Consider the following 18,153-nt stretch of genomic DNA (forward strand, 5'->3'; position numbering starts at 1 on the left):
CGAAAAGTTCGTTTGTGTCCTAGGTCGATCGCTCACCGGTCATCCCTGGTGGCGAAGAGCATCGGTCGGTCGCATTTGCGACGCACGCCAAATGGGCAACGATGCCCCCAAAATCCCTATCCCTAAACCAACCACCATTCCTCGAACCCACACGCTGGTCGCGATGGTCGGTTGCAGCAATCCACCGGTTGCCTCACTGTTTGCTAATACATTGAGCAACAAGCTGGCACCAATCCCGCCGAAGACAGAGGCCAACAAAGCGAGCATCACCGATTCACACAAAATCACGCCGGCGATTCGCTTGGCTGGCCAGCCGATCGCTCGCAGAATTCCAATTTCACCGGTCCGCTCCAAAACACTGGTCATCATCGTGTTGAGCGTTCCGATTGCACCAACCAACAACGCGATCGTCGATGTCATCCAAGCCATCGCGCCGGCCAGTTGCATTCGAGTGTCGGACCGCACAAATTCATCCGTTGCTAGTGGCAACAACTTTGCGTCCACCGCAGTGATCCGCTTCACGACAGAATCGACCTGCCTTGCTTCGATTGACTCATCCAACACCACGTTGATGTATGTGATTTGCCCGTCCCTTCCGGCCAACTCCTGAAGTTGCTTCAGCGGCACAATCATGGAACCGTTTTCCCAAACGTTTCCGCTTTGAAAAACACCCGCGACTAAGAACGGTTCGTCGAACAAATTCAAGACCGCGCCGGGCTCGCAATCCAACCGGCCTGCCAAGTTCTCACCCAAGTAAACCTGTCCGATCGTCGGGACGCCTTCAGCCATCCCTGCATTGGCAGCACGCATTTTATAATCGGTGAACAACCACGAATCCGTCCGCATACCCATCGCCGGGATCCCATAAACCTGCTGGTCTTCCGCCGACAAAGTTTCTAGCAAGACCCCTGCCGCATCGGAGACGCCTTCTACCTGGGCAACATCCGCGACATAAGACTCTTCCAGTGAACTGCTCAATCGATCCGCCGATCCCTGTCGTGAGACAACGACGTCGACGCGGTGCGATTCGTACACGCCTCGAAAGGACTCCGTGAACCCTTCGGCCACGCCCGACAAAGCCATCACCGAACCGATCGCCGTGGCCAATGCCATCAGCGTCAGCCCCGTTCGCAGCGGTCGCCGCCACAGGCCTTTGAGCACGAAACCAAAGTAGGTCAACGGATCACCTGGAAATCAAAAACGAAACATCTGGACAAACAATTCGATGACAGAGCCAGAGCACTTCCGCTGGGAAACGACGTAGGAAACGGAACAACATAGGAAAACAGCGTGGTGCGAAACACACCGTGAATCAGGGCCTTGTTCACGTTCCACCGCAGATCGATTAGACGACAAATCGGCTCAAAATCAGTGGTTCAAAGGTACCACCCATCGTTGGATCACGAAAACCCTCTGAATTTTGGCTATCGTAGTGACGACGTTCAAACGTCCCCTCCCCAAATCCCCTCTCTCCCGCAAGTGACCCCATGCCGAGTTTCACACCCTCGTTCCCTTCATTGCGAGAATCTCGCCTGAAAACCCACGCCCTGTCTGCCGTCTCCGCCGCTCTGGCCGGATGGGCCCTTCTCTTCCCTTCCATCGTCACAGCCCAAACCCGTGGGCCAGCCGAAAACGCCGGCAAACAAGATCGTTTTCAGATTACCGCACGGGCATCCGAGATCGATCCGCGTGTGAAGGCCTACCCAGAAATCAACTACCTGATCGAAGACGCGAAGGGAAAACCTGCCGATCAGCAGCAGGCGATGTTCAACCCCAACGTCAATTCTCGCGGCCAATTGGTGATTTGGTTGATGGGCCACAACTCTCAATTGTTCGAAAAGTTGGGCGACTATGGCCTGCATGCGATTCGAGTCCACTACGCGAACAAGTGGTTCAGCATCTGCTGCCAAGAAAATCCAGTTCCACCGACCTGTCGCGGAAACATGCGGCTGGAAGCGGCCACCGGCGAAGACTACACCGACGAAGTTGACTTGGCCAAACCTGATGGGATGTCCGAACGAGCTTTCCAATTCGTTCGCTGGCTGGCCGAGCGAAACTCACCGGGAAACTGGGAGCAATTCCTCAACGAAGACCGAACGGACCTGAACTGGGACAAAGTCATTGTCGCTGGCAGCTCCCACGGTTCGACGACCGCCTCGCGATTCGCGAAACACCAACGCGTCGCTCGCGTGGTCGCTTTGTGTGGACCTCGTGATCAGTATCAAAATTGGCAAGCCCTTCCATCCGCGACGCCGCCCAATCGCTATTTCGCGTTCTCGCATGTGTTGGATGGTGGCTGGGTCGATGACCACTATTGCCGCAGCTGGGAAATGCTCGGACTCAACGCGTTTGGCCCAATCGTCAATGTGGACGAACAGTCGCCACCCTACGGGCACACGCGTCGCTTGATCACCGACTTCGATGTCAACGGAGACGCCAAGCGGGCCCACAGCAGTGTTCAACCAGGTCGCTCCGCCGCCAAAGATCCTCAAACAGGCGAATACAAACACGAGGCGGTCTGGCGATACCTATTCACTCATCCGGTTGATCAAGTCGGAACGCCGGTCGATCGAGATCCCGACTGCACTCACGACCAAAAACAGTGAGCGTGACCGACCGCCCTCGCTAGATGAGGTCGGTGAGAACGTGACCATGCACATCAGTCAATCGACGGTCAACACCGTCGTGTCGCACCGTCAGTTGGGTGTGATCAATTCCCAACTGATGCAAGATGGTCGCATGAATGTCGTAAACCTGAGTCGTATGGGCTCGGTCGAGCGGCTTGTAACCCCAAGGGTCTGATTCGCCTGACGTGACACCGCCCCGAATTCCGCCACCGCACATCCAATTGGTGAACACGTAAGGATTGTGATCGCGTCCTTTCTGACCTTGCGTGCTCGGCATGCGGCCGAATTCAGTTGTCCACAGAACGATCGTGTCATCCAGCAATCCGGTTCGCTTTAAGTCTTTGATCAATGCGGCGGTGCCAACCGCCATGCCGTGGGCCAGCGGACCGTGGTCACGCTGAATGTCTTCGTGCGAATCCCAGTTGCGTCTGGGAAAGCCGTTGTCGTTTCCAGACCAGATCTGAACGAACCGGACGCCACGCTCAAGCAAACGACGCGCGATCAAACACTTTCTCCCAAAGTACTCGGCCTCTTCGGCTGGATTGATCTGGTCCGGATAGGTTGCGCCCATCCGATCCAGCCCGTACATCTTCATCGTCTCGGCGGTCTCACCTGAAATGTCCAATGCCTCGGGTGCATGCAACTGCATCGCTGCCGCCAACTCATAGGATCGAATGCGAGCTTCCAGCCGTGAATCACCCGGGCGTTCTTGCAGGTAGCGATCATTCATTCGATTCAACATCGCCAATCCTTCTCGATCACCTCGTGCCGAAATGAAGTCAGCTCGTGCGGTGAGGTCATCAATCGGGTTTGCACGCTGTGGAAAAATCGTGGTCCCTTGCGCCGATGCGGGCAAAAAAGCTGCTCCCCAATTCTTCGGTCCATTGCTAGCGAAACCTCGGTGATCGGGCAGCACGACAAATGTGGGTAGGTTCTCGTTGATCGCGCCAAGACCATAGCTGACCCATGAACCCATTCCGGGGAACCCTGGCCGCTGAAATCCGGTCGCTTGCAGATAAGTGGCCTGAGAATGCACGCCAGTCTTTCCGACCATGTTGTGAACGAATGCAATGTCGTCAACACAGTCACCCAGCGGGGCCACCACCTCACTGAGCATCTTGCTCGATTCACCATAGGGCGAGAAACGGAATGGCGATTTCATCCATGGCCCAAGACCGTCTTGGAAAGTCTCAACCGGTTCGCCGAAATCAGATTGCTGCCCGTGCAGCTTCTCGAGCAATGGTTTGTGATCCCACAAATCAATGTGGCTGGCTGCTCCCGCCATGAACAGTTGCACCACACGTTTCGCCTTGGGCGGATGGTGCAGCACTTTCACCGCGCCACCACCAGCCGCCTCCGATTCGTTTTGCAACAGGACCGCCATCGCGAGGGCCCCAAAGTTGGTGCTCGCCTGTTGGACAAACTCTCTTCGACTTGGCATCGGGTTTAGTCCACAAATACGAATTCACTGAGGTTGAATAAGATGCGACACATGTTCTCAAGCCCGTAATCTTGGGCATAAGCCATCAACTCGCTTGCCTCGGCATCGGATGGTTTTCTTTGCACCAGCAACTCAAAGGCCAACTCAACCTGGGCCGGCAAGTCTGGCCGCTCGGAAATCAATCGCTTCGCGAACTCCTTCGCCATTGCAAGGCTGAACTTATTGTTCATCAGCGACAGGGCCTGCAACGATGTCAACGTCTCGTTGCGACGAGGCGTGCTCTGAGACGAGTCAGCGCAATCAAGTGTCGTTAAGAATGGATTGGGCTGAGACCGAGCGATGAAGCGATAGACACTCCGGCGATGCGATTCCTTCTTGGCCGGATCGAACTTGTGATATTGAAAATGAGGCGAGTGGGCTGTTTTCTCCAATTCAAAGAGATAATAACCCGGACCTCCCATCCGATGATCCAACACGCCGCTAACGGCCAAAACGGAATCGCGAATTTCTTCGGCAGATAGCCGGCGACGATTCGCACGCCACAAAAACCGATTGCCTCCATCGATGGCAGAATGCTCCGGATGCATCGCGGAAGATTGCTTGTAGGTATTGCTGGTCACTATCAAGCGATGAAGACGCTTCCACGATTGTCCCCCATCGCGAAATTCGACGGCCAACCAATCGAGAAGCTTTGGATGCGTTGGTTCGGCTCCCATACGGCCAAAGTCGTTGGGCGTCGCGACGATTCCCTCGCCAAAATGATACTGCCACATTCGATTGACAATTGATCGCCAAACCAGCGGATGCTGCCGATCGGTCAGCCACTCGGCAAGCTGGACTCGTCGCTGCGATTCATCCAGTTCGGAATCGAATTGCCATCGATCCGAATTCGCTAGTGGAATCACGCCTGGAACGGCTTTCTCGCCAGGCAGCGAAACTTCCCCCCGATGCAGAACGAACACTTCCCGGGGGATGCCGCCGGTCGGTTTGAAGTTTCCCTGGGGCGTAAAATCGGTTGCCGCCGCGTACACAACCTGCTGTGGTGGCAGCTCATCCAGCTTCTGCCGAACGACCGTTTCTTCTGTGCTGATGTCTTTCAACTGCCGCGTCATTTCTGGCGTGGTCACCGCGCACAGAATCTCCTTGCGACGTTGCTCTGCCTCGGCCAATGATTGCAACGTTTCGGCTTCGCTCTCTTCAGGCCACTTGTTGTCCGTCAAGTTCTGTCGCCGCCAGCGCACCGGAGCTTCGATCGAGTCTTTGGCAATCACCTTGGCTCCGACGCCCACATGATCGTCGCCAACCATGATTTGCAATTCAGCCAACGCGAATATGTAGTCCGCTTTGCGTTCGGCCAATCGAGTCGCGGTGACTCGAACCCGACGGACGCGTTGACCGGACACGGCGAATTCCACCGCGTCATGCTGCGGATTAGGAAAGTCGGCACCCGTTTTGTCCGCGATCGTCGTCCAGACTCCCGCGTCATCAGCGGATTCAATTTTGAACCGCAGTGGAAATCCAAACCCAGCCCCGATGTTGTTGTAGTTGTCATTGCAAGGCCGCAATATGATTCGCGACGCGGACACCTCCGCATCGAGTTGGACTTCCACCCATTTCTCAGAATCCGGTGTCGATGCAAGCTCGCTGTGGTACCCGTACTCCGGATATGAAACGGCCTCGGACTTTGAGCGAAGACTTTCGATCTGCTCCATCAGGTCGATCAATTCAGCCCCACCAGCTGATTGGATGCGTTGCTCCAACTCATTTCGCTGCGTAATCAGTTGCCCGAGACGCGCGTTCAGGATTTCTCTCTGCTCGGCGGTCTCGGGCTGAATGTCGAAGGCACGATCTGCGCGATCGAGAGCGGAAAACACAGCCTGCAAACCATAGTATTGCTCCTGCGTGATGGGATCGAACTTATGGTTGTGGCAACGGGCACACTGAACGGCAACGCTGCAGAAGGTGTTCAGTGCTCCCGACACCATGTCGTCTCGGTCCAGGTTACGTGCCACCTTGCCATCCTGCTTCGACTCAGAGACTTCGACGTGTCCAATGAAGTCCCACGGACCTGCAGCGATGAACCCCAATGCGGCGATCCCGTCCGGATCCCCCGGATACAAGACGTCACCAGCGATCTGCTCGCGTACGAACCGAGCGTAGGGCTTGTCCTGGTTGAGCGACCGAATGACATAGTCTCGATAGGGCCACGCATTTGGCCGCAGTTTGTCTTTGTCGTAGCCATTGGAGTCAGCGTACTTGACAACGTCGAGCCAATGCCGAGCCCATCGTTCGCCGTAGTGTTTCGAATCCAGAAGACGATCGACCAATTTTTCGTAAGCCAACGGATCTGGGTCCGAGACAAAGTCGGCGACCTCTTCCGGCGTCGGTGGCAAACCAATCAAGTCGAACGTCAGGCGACGGATTAACTCACGACGATCCGCCGGCGGATTGGGTTTCAATCCTTCCTCGTTCAATTTCCTTAAAATGAATCGATCGATCGGCGAAGTTGCCCATGGATCCGAAACGATTGGCACTTCAGGCTGAACCATCGGTTGGTACGACCACCAATCAAAGTCGTTGACCGATGCCTCTTGCAGGACAACGTCCGCAGGCCAAATTGCTCCTTCATCGATCCATTGCCGTATCGCATTCAAATCCGCTGGGCTGAGCGGATCTGCGTCTTGTGGCATCTCAGCACGACCATCCTTCGGCGTGATCAATTCCATCAAATGACTGGCGTCCGCATCACCGGAATCAACATGCCCTTCCGCGAAAAAGGACGAGGCATCATGCAATGAAAAATCACCTTCGGGCGATTCGCTTCCGTGACAAGAAAGGCAACGCTGAGAAAAAATGGTGGCGACGTGATCGCGAAAATGCGACTCCGCGTTCAACGCTTCATCACCAGCACATGCAGAAACGCATGCCAGCAACGCTGTCAAAGCGGCAACCCATTCCTTGATCTTTGAATCCACCGACCCGAACCTCACACATTGAAGACCAAACCTTCGCACACGTCCCTCTCCTATCGAACAGGTGTCCCGGTGACGCTGAAATTAGTACCGAAACTCAAAAACAATTTGACGAGCGGTACTAAATCGTTTCGCAGCGCGCCACCTGAATCATAGCGGCCCATTAGAATCCGCTTTGCAACATCCTCAAAACGCGAGTCGGCTTTCGTAGCGTCATTCGCAATCTCTGTAAGGCAATCGAAGCATTCCAAACCAGAATGAGCGAACCCACAACAACCTCCGACGATTACGAGACGTTCTTGCGGCTCTTTACGCGAGACCAGTTTCGGATTCTGTCTTACATCCGGTCGATCGTCGTCCAGCCTCATGCGGTCGATGATGTGTATCAAGAAACCTGCCTGGAACTTTGGCGAAGCTTTTCTACCTTTCAAAGGGACGGCGAATTTGTTGCTTGGGCACTGGGCGTCACACGAAACCAAATCCTTAAACACTGGCGAACTCGCGATCGCGACCGGTTGGTTTTCAGCGACGCGTTGCTGCATGAAATCACAGCCACCGCCCTTGAGATGGGCGGAGAGATGAGCGACCGACAAGAGGCAATGAATGAGTGCGTCAAAAAGCTGGCCATTCGCCAACGAGAATTGATCCACCTGTTCTACGGAAAGAAGCAGTCGGCGGCGATCATCGCGGAACATTGGAATCGTTCTGTGCACGCGATTTACAAAGCACTGAAGGTCATGCGACGAACGCTCTTTGAGTGCGTCGAATCCAAACTCGGCAATAAAACCGCCTGAGCGCACCCAAACTGAAGTCTTCTCACCGTGTCATCCACCAACTCATCACCTCCGAATCGCCAGCGAATTCTTGACCTCGCTGACAAGCAAATCGATTGCACGGCAAATGAGGCCGAAATGGCGGAATTGGAATCGATCCTGATTCAAAACTCGGATGCGCAACGAACCTACCTTCGGTACATGTTGGTTCATGGACAACTTGCCTCAACCAACCCTGCGATCCCCACCGACTCGCCCGTGTTGCAACCGGACCAAATGTCCGCAAACAATGTTCGTCCGAATGTCTCAGCGTCCCGATCTTTCACTTGGCGAAAGATCGCTGTAACGGCAATGGCAGCATCGATCATTGCGGTCATCGCGTTCTACTCCCGGCACGAATCAAAACCGAAGACTGCAGACATACCAGCGAGCTCACCGCAATGGCAAACCCGTCAGGTTGCCTATCGCTATGACCAACGCAAACCACCGATCGAATCGATCGGAACCATTGGAACGGATCGCAACGCAACCGGCCCGCACACACTCAATATGGCCGATGAAACGATCGAGTTTCAATCACCTAACGGAACCAACCTGCAGGTTCTCCAAAACTCGATCTTTGGAATTAATTCGGCAAACGGCGGTGTGCTTTACATGGGTTCCGTTCTCGCGAAATCAGCTGATGAGAGTTCGCCAATCTCAGTTGCGACATCGAACATAAGGGTGCTTGGAACAGGTTACAAAGTCCGCGTCCTGGACAAAAAAAACATCGCCGTGCGAGCGGATCAGGACCCCGTCGCCGTCGAAGCTCGCATTCGGTCCCCTTTGTACTACTTGAATTTTGACAGCCCAGACAAATCCGACAGGTCAACCGCCGTGGTGTATGGTTCGGCGGCAACCCCGACACGCGGAATCGTGGGCGAAGGTGCCGTCAACTTCGACAACTCCGACAACGCGATCATTACCTTTGATGAAGGCATGGGCGATGCCGTGGGAACCGGCGAAATGGCCTGCAGCACTGGGATGTCCATAGAGCTGATGTTCATCTCACGCTGGAGCGGTGATGCATTTGATTACGACGAATTGATGCGCAAAGAAGACGGCGATTACCGATTCCTGCTGAGCTTTCAGAACGACAACAACGTCGGCAAATATGCGGTTCCAACCGTTGCCGCCGGACCCTGCCTTTCGTTTGGATTGCACCTGGCGGGATTCGGCTACAGCGAGCTTGATGTTCCGCTGGACGGCAGGAACAATCGGCCTCATCTGTCGACGATCACCGATGGCAACGCCCATCACGTGGCAGCAACTTACGACAGCTTTTCAGGGCGAAAATGTCTCTACATCGACGGTCGCTTGTGCTTTGAAACTCAGTTTCCAGTCGGAACCTTGATTCTCAGCGGAGGATCGGAACCGGCAAGCATCGGCAACAGCAAATGGCAGGCTTCCGAAGGCTTCGACGGAATCTTGGATGAAGTCGCTTTCTATGACTTTGCGTTGACACCTGCGGAGATTCGATCTCACTACCGCCATGCCAGTCGAGGCAAACCTTACTTCGACAGCGACGTGCAACCGTCAACGTCGCGGCGTTGGAAACCAATCGCAAACGTTGCTTCTGGGACAGCAGAAATTTTCAATGATCCAAGTGGCAAAGCAATCAACGAGGATGAATTGGCGGAGTAGCCGAAGATCGTCGCGAGCATCAATGAAAGGTCGTCCGTATTTAGCTTCTCGTCTGATCGTGTCCAACCAAGAGTTTCTCGTAGAGCATGACGTGTCGCCGGATCATTGCGTCCAGAGAGAACTCGTCAACGATATGTTGCCGTGCTTGTTCCGCGATACGCTGCGAACCGTCGGGATCGTTGAATGCTGCCAGACTCAAACGAACCAAATCGGCTTCGTCACCGACGTCGAACAACCAACCGGTTTCTTTGTCGATCACCAGATCTCGATTGCCCGGAATGTTGGAGGCGATCACGGGCACACCCGCCAACATCGCTTCGATCACCGCGTTGCTTTGCCCTTCATATTCACTGGCGATCCAAAATTGATCCGCATGAGGAAGCAACTCACCAACGTCTTCTCGTTGTCCTGCAAATCGAACGTGCAGAGGCGCTGAGACCGAATCACGATGGCGAAGCAACTCTTCTCGCTGCGGCCCATCGCCGATGACAACCAACGTCGTGTCGCCGCGAGCAGTCGCGAGCAATTCGCCGGCCCAGATCAAATCGCGGATACGTTTTTGAGGCCACAATCGACCAACAGCCACAATCAATCGCCGCTCGGATGCGACCTCCAGCCGACGGAAGGCTTCTTCGCGGTCAATCGCTTGAGTTTTCGTTGAATCGATTGATTCAACGCCGTTTGGAATGACCACAAATTGTGCCGGATCCAAACCATTGGCCGCGTAGAAGTCCTGGACTCCGGAACTGTTCGTTGTGATCGCTTGTGAGATTTTTTGAAGACGCCGATCGATCAGAAAATGCCAACCGGTTTTCCAAGGATCAACGCATCGTTCGCTGGCGATGATAACGGGAACACCCGCCCATTTCGCTGCCACCCGGCCAAAGCTGTTCGCAGCGAACAACCACGTGTGCACGATATCCGGTGCGAAATCGACGAGCTGCTTCTTCAGACGAAACAGTGCCGTCGGATCCATTTTGAAACGTTTGCCAATTAAAACCACAGGAACGCCCGCGGCACGCAAATCCTCACTTCGATGCCCATCTCGCGTCAGCAAGAACACGCGGACATCATGCCCCAACTCGTGCAAACCTTTGGCGAGCAACACCACCTGTTTTTCAGCACCACCACGATCCATGGTGGGAATGACCAAAGCAATCTTCATGAGGCTTTCGGGCTGGGCAGGTTTTGGTTGGGACTGGGACGCAAAATGGATTGCCAAAAAGCCAGTTCTTGCTCCAAGGGATGACGACGCGAAAGATCTCGTGCCAATTCGAATGCATGTTGCTTGGCCATTTCTAAATCGCTCCAAACGGAACGAAAGGCTTTGCGAAGCGTACTCGGCTTGGCAGGGTCATACCAAGCCAACGAATCCAAAATGGACGGATCAAAGTGTGTTTGCAAATAGTCTCGCGCCGCCGGACGATCCGCGATGATGATCGGAATCCCCGCAGCCAGAGCAGCCGGAAAGGTGGATCGCAACTGCGAGTCTTCGTTCTGGACGACCGCATCGACCGAATGCCAAATTTCGGTCATGTCCGAAAACGAACCCGGTATGGCGACGACACCGCGAACACCTTCGGCTTTCAGCTCGGTGTGCACCCAGTCGCGAATTTTTCCATCACCGAGGATCCAAATTCGCAAATCCTGATCTCGAGCGGCGAGGAACCGTGCACTTTGAACCAACGCACCCACGCCGCTTTCGGAGGATGCCGGGCCTGACATCGGGCCACACCACAACAGCACGCGAGATTCCAGGTCCGTCGTCAGATCGAGATTGATACCACGCAAACTGAGACGCGCATCGTTTCGCTGTTGTTCCGTCACCACAGCGGGACGAGGAAACCCGATCGGTCGCCGGCGAAGTTTCTCTGCGAGAACCCCGTGCGACACCAAATATCGATCCGTTTTGGCGTTCTCGGTAATCACGGAATCCAGTCCGCCGCACGACTGCAGAATGCGTTTACCGCTTCGTGTGTTTTGGCACCACGTTTGATCAGAATCGTCTCCCCAACCACCACACATGGCAACGCCTACCGTTTGGTGATCACCGTGGGTGTCGGCAGCCCCTGATTCAATCGCCATCGACACAGCTCGCGATTCTTCTCGCAGTTGGTCGCAAACGATCGCATCCAAAGTTGGCATTCGTTCGACCAACCAATGGCTCAGATGTCGAACGTAACGTTGCGTCGACCAATCACCACGCGGAGCCGACGCGACACGATGAACTTTTACATCGCCCAGCATGATTTCGGTCGGCCATGTGTTGCCATGCCGAGGTGTCACGACTTCCACCCGCATGCCCCAATTCGCCAATCGCTGGGTCAAGTCAAACGTTGCCGCGGCAGATTCGTGTCGCCCCGAACAATGCGGCCAAAAATGCCGAGCGACGAACATCACCCGAGACGCACTCACTGGCGAGCCGTCGCTTCAATCTCATCGGGTTCCAACACCCCGATGAATGGCAAGTTGCGATACATGTCGAGGTAGTCCAGTCCGTAGCCAACGACAAACTCGTCCGGAATCTCAAACGCAACGAAGTCTGGCTTCGGACCAATCTGCTCCGGACGCAACTTCCGCAACAAAACCGCCGTCGACACGCTTGATGCCCCCATGTCCGCGATCGCTCCGCTGAGCTTGGTGAGGGTGGCTCCTGTGTCATAAATGTCGTCAACCAACAACACGTCACGGTTTTGCACATCGATCAGCATCTTGGAATCAATTTCCAATTTGCCCGCTTGAGTTCCACCGCGATAACTCGATGCATGAATCACACCAACACGCTGAGGCATCGACAACCGGCGAATCAAATCCGCAAACAGCACCAATGATCCCGTCATCACCGCGACCACCGTGATTGGGCGATCGCCGTAGGTGGCATCGATCTCCTTCGCCAATTTGGAAACGCCGTCATCGAGCTGGGATTCGTCAATCAGCGTTCGCATGGCGGATCAAAATGAAATCGAGATTCGGTGAAGATAAGAACGGGCGACATGCCGGGTGTTAAATGATTCCGATTGGGCAAACCGGCGACTTGGCAGCAAATTTCCCGATCGAGTCACCCCTGATGAGGGAACTGGGATGTTCGATGCCGGGACGGGCTTCGATCCGATTGAAAGGATTGGGTCACCTTCGTCGGCCACCCATTTTGCCCTATCAATCGTGGATCGAACAGACGCATGACGCCATCGCAAAAATTGGCTCGAGCTCGTCATTGCTTCCAGGCTTGGCTGAACGCTCAGCCTGAAGAAGATTCGCCGGAAACCATCCAGATTCGACCAGAAGAAACCAAGGTCGAATGGAGCGAAACCGTCTTTATCTGCGACGGATTCTATCGGGGCCGTCGGTTTCGAACCGACTCGGCATCGGCAATTTGGTTCACTGAAGAGCACGAATTGAAGATTCACGATGCCGACGGAGCCTGCGTGGCCACGCTCACATCAGCCGAGATGGAAGCTCAATTTGCCGCCGCCCAACCGCAGACCGACACAGCTCAAACCGAGCCAATGCGTCGAGCTGCTTAGCGACGAGCTGCAAAGACAGGCGTCAGGACTCGAGAAATTCTAACCGCTTCTCGAGTGCCTCCAATTTCGCGGTCACGCTGTCCAGTCGTTCTTGAATCTTGTCGATGCGGTCATCATTGGCCGCTTTTGCCGGAGACGTCGATCCGGATTCCGCTTGCGAGGGCGCCGCACTGGATGCATCCTGCTTTTTGATTTTATCAACCAGATACAAGCGTTCTTGCGGTGTGTACAAGCAATGTGCAAACGTTTGCCCGCGACCGGGTGGCGTCAATGATTCGACCAAGCCCTTTTCGATCAACGAATCCAATTCCGTTTTGAGTGAATCCAGATCGGGAAACTTGTGCATCCGCGAAGCACGTGTGCGCAGTTCACCAGCCGTTTGCGGCCCACGCAGCATCAACTCGGTGACGATCGCGGCTCCGGGACTATCCACTCCCAACCATTCGTAGGCTGCGTGGCGATACTTCGTTACTCGTCCGCTGCCTTGAATCTCCCGTGCGGCACCGGCTGCTCGAAGTTCGTCTAGAGCCAACAGGGCATCGGACTCATCCACCTGCATCTGAGGCGAACGATTTGATTTTTGATTGCAACCCGTGATCAAACCGGCCAATGACAATGGATAGCCATCAGGCGTCGTCTTGGCCTTCTCGACCAACACGCCCAAACATCGCCTCGCGGTGGCGGACAGCGGCTTGGGTTGGCTGGATTCATTTTCAGCAGCGTTTTCTTCGTTCATTCCATTACCTACTGGATGCAAACCGTGGTGTGTCGATCGGGATCGCACATGCGACAAGAAACCGAAAGGTTCCAACGAACCTCGCGTCAATCCTTTTGAACTCAAAACGAACCAGCCATGGTAACTTTTTCGAGTCTTCTTGGCAGCAACCGAGGATTTCCGCGAGTCGCACTCTCGAAGCGGGGCTCCAGACCGTATCATCATGCGTTGGGCTGCTCACGAGGATGCGGCCACAAACTTTTCGACTTGTGTAGGTGGAGCCGCTGACGGTGGACACGTATCTGATCATCCTGATTGTTCTAGTCGCCTTGTTGGCCATCGCGATCGCAATGGCCGTCTGGAAGCCGCGATTGTTTGTTCGCTGCTTGTTCCGTCCGGTGTTAGAAATTTTCTACCGGAAACGAGTTGTCGGTTTAGAGAACTTCCCGACCGAAGGCGGTTGTCTCTTGGTCAGCAATCACACCTCGTGGATCGACGGCATTTTGATCCTTTGGGCCCTGCCGCGAAATGTTCGCTTCGTGGTCGACGGCAGCAATTTCACTTCGAAAATTGGCGACTACCTCGGCCGAGCCTTCGACACAATTTTCATGATGGGCGGTCCCAAGTCGATTGGGCGAGCCATTCGTGACGCTCGCGAAGGCCTGAATAATGGCGACGTGGTGGGCATTTTTCCTGAAGGAACCATCACGCGAACCGGGCAATTGCAGGCGTTCCGTCCGGGAATGAGCAAGATTCTGAAGAACACCGACGCGAAGATCGTTCCGGTTCATTTGGAAGGAATGTGGGGCAGCATTTTCAGTTTTTCCGGCGGCAAATACTTTTGGAAATGGCCCGACAAATTCCGTCGCACCATCACTGTTTACGTCGGCGAACCTCTCCCTGCCGACGCCCCCATTTCCGCCGTTCGTGGCAAGGTTCAGGCATTGGGTTCAAAGGCCCAAATCGATCACCGTCGTGAATTTCCTGTTTTGGCACGACAAGTCCTTCGGGTTTGGCGACGCCGAGGCAAACGCTTGCAAGCCGCCGACACCTTGGGCACCGAAGTTGGTGGCCGAAAGCTGTTGATCAACACGCTCGCTCTTCGTCGATGTCTTCATCGCGAAGTGTTCGCCAAAGATGAGCAGTTCGTCGGCATACTACTTCCTCCAAGTGTTGGTGCCGTCGCGGTCAATGTTGCTCTTGCCGCCGATCGTCGTGTCAGTGCGAACCTGAACTACACGGTCAGCAGCGACGTGATGAACCACTGCATCCGTGACGTGGGAATCAAGCACGTGCTGACAAGCGACCGGTTCCTGGAAAAGATCGATGTGGAACTGGATGCCGAGATCGTTTCGTTGGACAAGCTGAAAGAGAAAGTCAGCTTGGCCGACAAAGTCATCGCTGCTCTGCAAGCGACGATCGTGCCCAGCTGGTTGCTTGACCGAATTTTGGGGCTCAATAAAGTTCAAAGCGACGACCTGCTGACCGTGATCTTCACCAGCGGTTCCACCGGAATGCCAAAGGGCGTTCTGCTGTCCAACGCGAACGTCAGCCACAACGTCGATGCGGTCAATCGCGCCATTCGGCTCAACACCGAGGACGTCGTCATCGGCGTCCTGCCGTTCTTCCATTCGTTTGGCTACGCGGTCACGCTTTGGGCCGCACAAACGCTCGGCCCCGCGGGCGTTTATCACTTCAACCCGTTGGATTCCAAACAAATCGGCAAACTCGCTGAGAAGTACAAAGCCACCGTCTTGCTTGGCACGCCAACCTTCATGCGTGGATATCTCCGCCGCATCACACCGGAACAATTCAAAACGCTGAACGTCGCGGTCGTTGGTGCAGAAAAAATGCCCGCGGATCTGTTTGACGCATTTGAAAAACGCTTTGGCGTTCGCCCCGTCGAAGGATACGGCACGACCGAAATGAGCCCATTGGTCAGCGTCAACATTCCGCCCTCACGATCGGCTGCGAAATTCCAACCCGACCGCGTTGAAGGCAGTGTCGGACGCCCATTGCCCGGCATCTCAGCACGAATCGTTTCGCCCGACGATGGAACCGAACTGGACGCGGGTGAAGATGGAATGCTGCTGGTAACCGGCCCAAATGTGATGCGAGGTTACGCGAACCGCGATGACCTAACGCAAACTGCCGTCGTCGATGGCTGGTACACAACCGGCGATATCGCCCACATCGACGGCGATGGATTCCTGCACATCACCGGTCGTCTGAGCCGTTTCTCGAAGATCGCTGGCGAGATGGTGCCGCACGTTCGCATTGAAGAAGAACTTGGCAAACTGCTAGCCGATGGCGATGACGACGACCAAGTGCGAGTCTGTGTCACCGCGGTTCCGTGCGAACGCAAAGGGGAACGCATCATCGTCTTGCATCTTCCAACATCCCAGACACCGGATTCGCTGCGAGAAGGATTGAAGGCCGCAGGATTGGCCAATCTGTTCATCCCGTCGGCCGACAGTTTCTTTGAAGTTGATGAGATTCCATTGCTTGGAACCGGCAAATTGGACCTCAAGGGCGCTCGAGACCGTGCGAGCGAATTGACGATGGCGAGCTGCTAAGCGGTGAGCGGGATCGTTCATTCGCGTGGGCAAGCGATCAACTGGTCGGACTTCCGATCTCGTCTTCGAGACTGACCGGCGAATTCAGATCGATGGCCTCAAATCGACTGCGATACAGCAGACGTTCCCACCATCGGGCCTTTCGCAAAGAAAGATCGTCGGCACTCACCCAGTGTCGTTTGCCGCGACGCGTGCAAATTTTCAACCGGTTGTCATCCAGGACCTCTTCCACCACCCAGTACTTCTCTACGACGTACCGGTAGGTGTTGCCTTTTCCTGCGGCATGAACGTCGGATGCTCGTGGCCCCGGAGAAACACTGCTCTTTTGTTTCCGGTAGATCACCCAGTCGTTTCGCTGAAATTGATTTGCAGCCAATGTCGTTCCTGAGGCGTGGACTTGAGACAGGTTACCTGCCCCAAATGATCGCAGCTTTCAGAAAAGGACACAATTGGTGAGGCAGCCGATGTCTTCGAGAACGCGAAATCGCTTCCAGGAATTCCCTCGAAGCGATTCGCGACTGCATGCCGTCAGTTGATTGAGTCGAAATTCGCGATACAGCGACCGGCCGTCGTGTATCGGCCATGGGTTCGTGACAGCGACAAGCACGGCCAACTTCGACCGCGACCAACTTCGTGGGGATGATAAATGAACAGCGCCGACTACTTCGCTGAGAAGTGAAACACGGTTGTCGTGTCGTACTTGTCGCCCGGTTTCAAAATTGCGGAGGGAAACGTTGATTGATTAGGGCTATCCGGGTAGTGCTGAGTCTCCAAGCAGAATCCACCGCGATGAACGTAGGACTTGCCTGACTTCCCCACCAAGCGACCGTCCAGAAAGTTTCCACAGTAAAACTGAATCCCCGGTTCACTGGTGTGAATTTCCATTGTTCGCCCTGTCGTCGGCTCGAAAACTCGCGCCGCCAACGTCAGGTCGCCCTCTTTGTCGGATGAATCCAACACGAAGTTGTGGTCATACCCCAAACCGAATTCGAGCTGTTCGTTTTCCATGCCCACATCTCGTCCAATCGCTTTCGCTTTTCGAAAGTCGAACGGCGTCCCCTCGACATTGCGAAGTTCTCCTGTGGGAATCAATGTCGAATCAACCGGAGTGAACTTCGACGCATTCAACATCAGCTCATGATCGAGAATCGTGCCGTTGCCTTCACCGGCCAAATTGAAATACGTGTGCTGGGTCAAATTTACCGGGGTGGCCTTATCTGTTGTCGCTTCGTAGCGGACGATCAATTTGTTCTCGTCCGTCCACTGGTAGGTCACCGCAACTTGCAGATTGCCTGGATAACCTTCTTCACCGTCTTTGGCCAAATAAGTCATTTTCAGTGCTGGTTTGCCATTCACCGCGGTCGGTTCGGCGTCCCAAACAACTTTGTCAAAACCGATCACGCCGCCATGCAGATGGTTGGGTCCGTTGTTGGTTGCCAACGAATACGTCTCACCATTCAACGAGAACTCACCATTGGCGATACGGTTGCCGTAGCGTCCAACGATGGCACCGAAGTAAGGCTTGTCGACCGCATTGATGTAACTCTCAACAGAGTCGTACCCTAATGCGACATCCCCCAGTTTCCCATCGCGATCGGGTACCACGATCGATGTCACGATCGCGCCGAAGTTCGTGATTTGTACCTTCGCACCCGATTGGTTCTCGAGCGTGTACAGCTCGATCGAATCAAAGTCTTCGACTTGCATTTGATCTTGCGCGGTGATCGGATTGGCGAGGCAACCAAGCATCAACAAACCGGCGAACCATTTTGCATTGAATCGGTTCATTCCATCTCTCCAAGAAGCGACAAACATGATTTTGAATTTGAAAGTTAGCCGAAG

General features: G+C 54.7%; 14 protein-coding genes. 5 read left to right on the top strand and 9 right to left on the bottom strand.

Going from position 1 to position 18,153, the window contains the following annotated elements; genetic code table 11:
• Positions 1-39 precede the first annotated feature (39 nt).
• Positions 40-1,179, bottom strand: coding sequence for an ABC transporter permease (locus RB_RS13305; RefSeq protein ID WP_011120956.1), 1,140 nt, complete (start codon positions 1,177-1,179; stop codon positions 40-42).
• 308 nt (positions 1,180-1,487) lie between these two features.
• Between RB_RS13305 and RB_RS13310 the strand changes: the two genes are divergently transcribed.
• Positions 1,488-2,606, top strand: a complete 1,119-nt coding sequence (locus RB_RS13310; protein WP_011120960.1) for an alpha/beta fold hydrolase — start codon at positions 1,488-1,490, stop codon at positions 2,604-2,606.
• Positions 2,607-2,625: 19 nt separating this feature from the next.
• On the opposite strand, the gene RB_RS13315 is transcribed toward RB_RS13310, so the two are convergent.
• Together RB_RS13315 and RB_RS13320 are read right to left on the bottom strand one after the other, a co-directional pair.
• Positions 2,626-4,068 (bottom strand): DUF1501 domain-containing protein, encoded by a 1,443-nt coding sequence (locus RB_RS13315; RefSeq protein ID WP_011120961.1) that lies wholly within the window; start codon positions 4,066-4,068, stop codon positions 2,626-2,628.
• 5 nt (positions 4,069-4,073) lie between these two features.
• Complete coding sequence (locus RB_RS13320) at positions 4,074-7,043, bottom strand: DUF1553 domain-containing protein (RefSeq protein ID WP_164921983.1); 2,970 nt, start codon at positions 7,041-7,043, stop codon at positions 4,074-4,076.
• A gap of 254 nt (positions 7,044-7,297) precedes the next feature.
• Between RB_RS13320 and RB_RS13325 the strand changes: the two genes are divergently transcribed.
• Positions 7,298-7,834: a sigma-70 family RNA polymerase sigma factor gene (locus RB_RS13325; protein ID WP_011120964.1), complete on the top strand. Its 537-nt coding sequence runs from the start codon at positions 7,298-7,300 to the stop codon at positions 7,832-7,834.
• 27 nt (positions 7,835-7,861) lie between these two features.
• Entirely contained in the window at positions 7,862-9,496 is a 1,635-nt protein-coding gene (locus RB_RS13330) for a LamG domain-containing protein (RefSeq protein WP_011120965.1), read from the top strand.
• Between the two features lie 40 nt (positions 9,497-9,536).
• Here RB_RS13330 and RB_RS13335 read toward each other — a convergent pair whose 3' ends face one another.
• From RB_RS13335 to hpt, 3 genes are read right to left on the bottom strand one after another with little or no spacing between them, the layout of a single operon-like run.
• Positions 9,537-10,661 carry a glycosyltransferase family 4 protein gene (locus tag RB_RS13335; protein ID WP_011120966.1) on the bottom strand — a complete coding sequence of 375 codons (1,125 nt, stop codon included), beginning with the start codon at positions 10,659-10,661 and terminating at the stop codon, positions 9,537-9,539.
• Positions 10,658-11,911 (bottom strand): glycosyltransferase, encoded by a 1,254-nt coding sequence (locus tag RB_RS13340; RefSeq protein ID WP_011120967.1) that lies wholly within the window; start codon positions 11,909-11,911, stop codon positions 10,658-10,660. The genes RB_RS13335 and RB_RS13340 overlap by 4 nt, the downstream gene beginning before the upstream one ends.
• Positions 11,908-12,441 (bottom strand): hypoxanthine phosphoribosyltransferase, encoded by a 534-nt coding sequence (hpt, locus tag RB_RS13345; protein ID WP_007327769.1) that lies wholly within the window; start codon positions 12,439-12,441, stop codon positions 11,908-11,910. The genes RB_RS13340 and hpt overlap by 4 nt, the downstream gene beginning before the upstream one ends.
• Positions 12,442-12,675: 234 nt before the next feature.
• Here hpt and RB_RS13355 point away from each other — a divergent pair, with 234 nt between their 5' ends.
• On the top strand, positions 12,676-13,020 hold the full coding sequence (locus RB_RS13355; protein ID WP_011120969.1) for a hypothetical protein: 345 nt from the start codon (positions 12,676-12,678) through the stop codon (positions 13,018-13,020).
• 22 nt (positions 13,021-13,042) lie between these two features.
• On the opposite strand, the gene RB_RS13360 is transcribed toward RB_RS13355, so the two are convergent.
• Complete coding sequence (locus RB_RS13360; RefSeq protein WP_011120970.1) at positions 13,043-13,756, bottom strand: YceH family protein; 714 nt, start codon at positions 13,754-13,756, stop codon at positions 13,043-13,045.
• 254 nt (positions 13,757-14,010) lie between these two features.
• Here RB_RS13360 and RB_RS13365 point away from each other — a divergent pair, with 254 nt between their 5' ends.
• Positions 14,011-16,311, top strand: coding sequence for an AMP-binding protein (locus RB_RS13365; protein ID WP_007339018.1), 2,301 nt, complete (start codon positions 14,011-14,013; stop codon positions 16,309-16,311).
• Between the two features lie 37 nt (positions 16,312-16,348).
• On the opposite strand, the gene RB_RS13370 is transcribed toward RB_RS13365, so the two are convergent.
• Both RB_RS13370 and RB_RS13375 read right to left on the bottom strand, forming a co-directional pair.
• A complete protein-coding gene (locus RB_RS13370) occupies positions 16,349-16,687 on the bottom strand; it encodes a hypothetical protein (protein ID WP_007334037.1) in 339 nt (112 codons plus the stop codon).
• Between the two features lie 284 nt (positions 16,688-16,971).
• On the bottom strand, positions 16,972-18,126 hold the full coding sequence (locus RB_RS13375) for an aldose epimerase family protein (RefSeq protein WP_011120973.1): 1,155 nt from the start codon (positions 18,124-18,126) through the stop codon (positions 16,972-16,974).
• Positions 18,127-18,153 lie beyond the last annotated feature (27 nt).

The organism is Rhodopirellula baltica SH 1 (assembly GCF_000196115.1).
GTDB classification, from domain to species: Bacteria; Planctomycetota; Planctomycetia; order Pirellulales; family Pirellulaceae; genus Rhodopirellula; species Rhodopirellula baltica.

Coding starts and splice junctions, on each gene's coding strand:
- RB_RS13310 (WP_011120960.1), top strand. CDS start 1,488: ATGCCGAGTTTCACACCCTCGTTCCCTTCATTGCGAGAATCTCGCCTG.
- RB_RS13335 (WP_011120966.1), bottom strand. CDS start 10,661: ATGAAGATTGCTTTGGTCATTCCCACCATGGATCGTGGTGGTGCTGAA.
- RB_RS13325 (WP_011120964.1), top strand. CDS start 7,298: ATGAGCGAACCCACAACAACCTCCGACGATTACGAGACGTTCTTGCGG.
- RB_RS13375 (WP_011120973.1), bottom strand. CDS start 18,126: ATGTTTGTCGCTTCTTGGAGAGATGGAATGAACCGATTCAATGCAAAA.
- RB_RS13315 (WP_011120961.1), bottom strand. CDS start 4,068: ATGCCAAGTCGAAGAGAGTTTGTCCAACAGGCGAGCACCAACTTTGGG.
- RB_RS13355 (WP_011120969.1), top strand. CDS start 12,676: ATGACGCCATCGCAAAAATTGGCTCGAGCTCGTCATTGCTTCCAGGCT.
- hpt (WP_007327769.1), bottom strand. CDS start 12,441: ATGCGAACGCTGATTGACGAATCCCAGCTCGATGACGGCGTTTCCAAA.
- RB_RS13360 (WP_011120970.1), bottom strand. CDS start 13,756: ATGAACGAAGAAAACGCTGCTGAAAATGAATCCAGCCAACCCAAGCCG.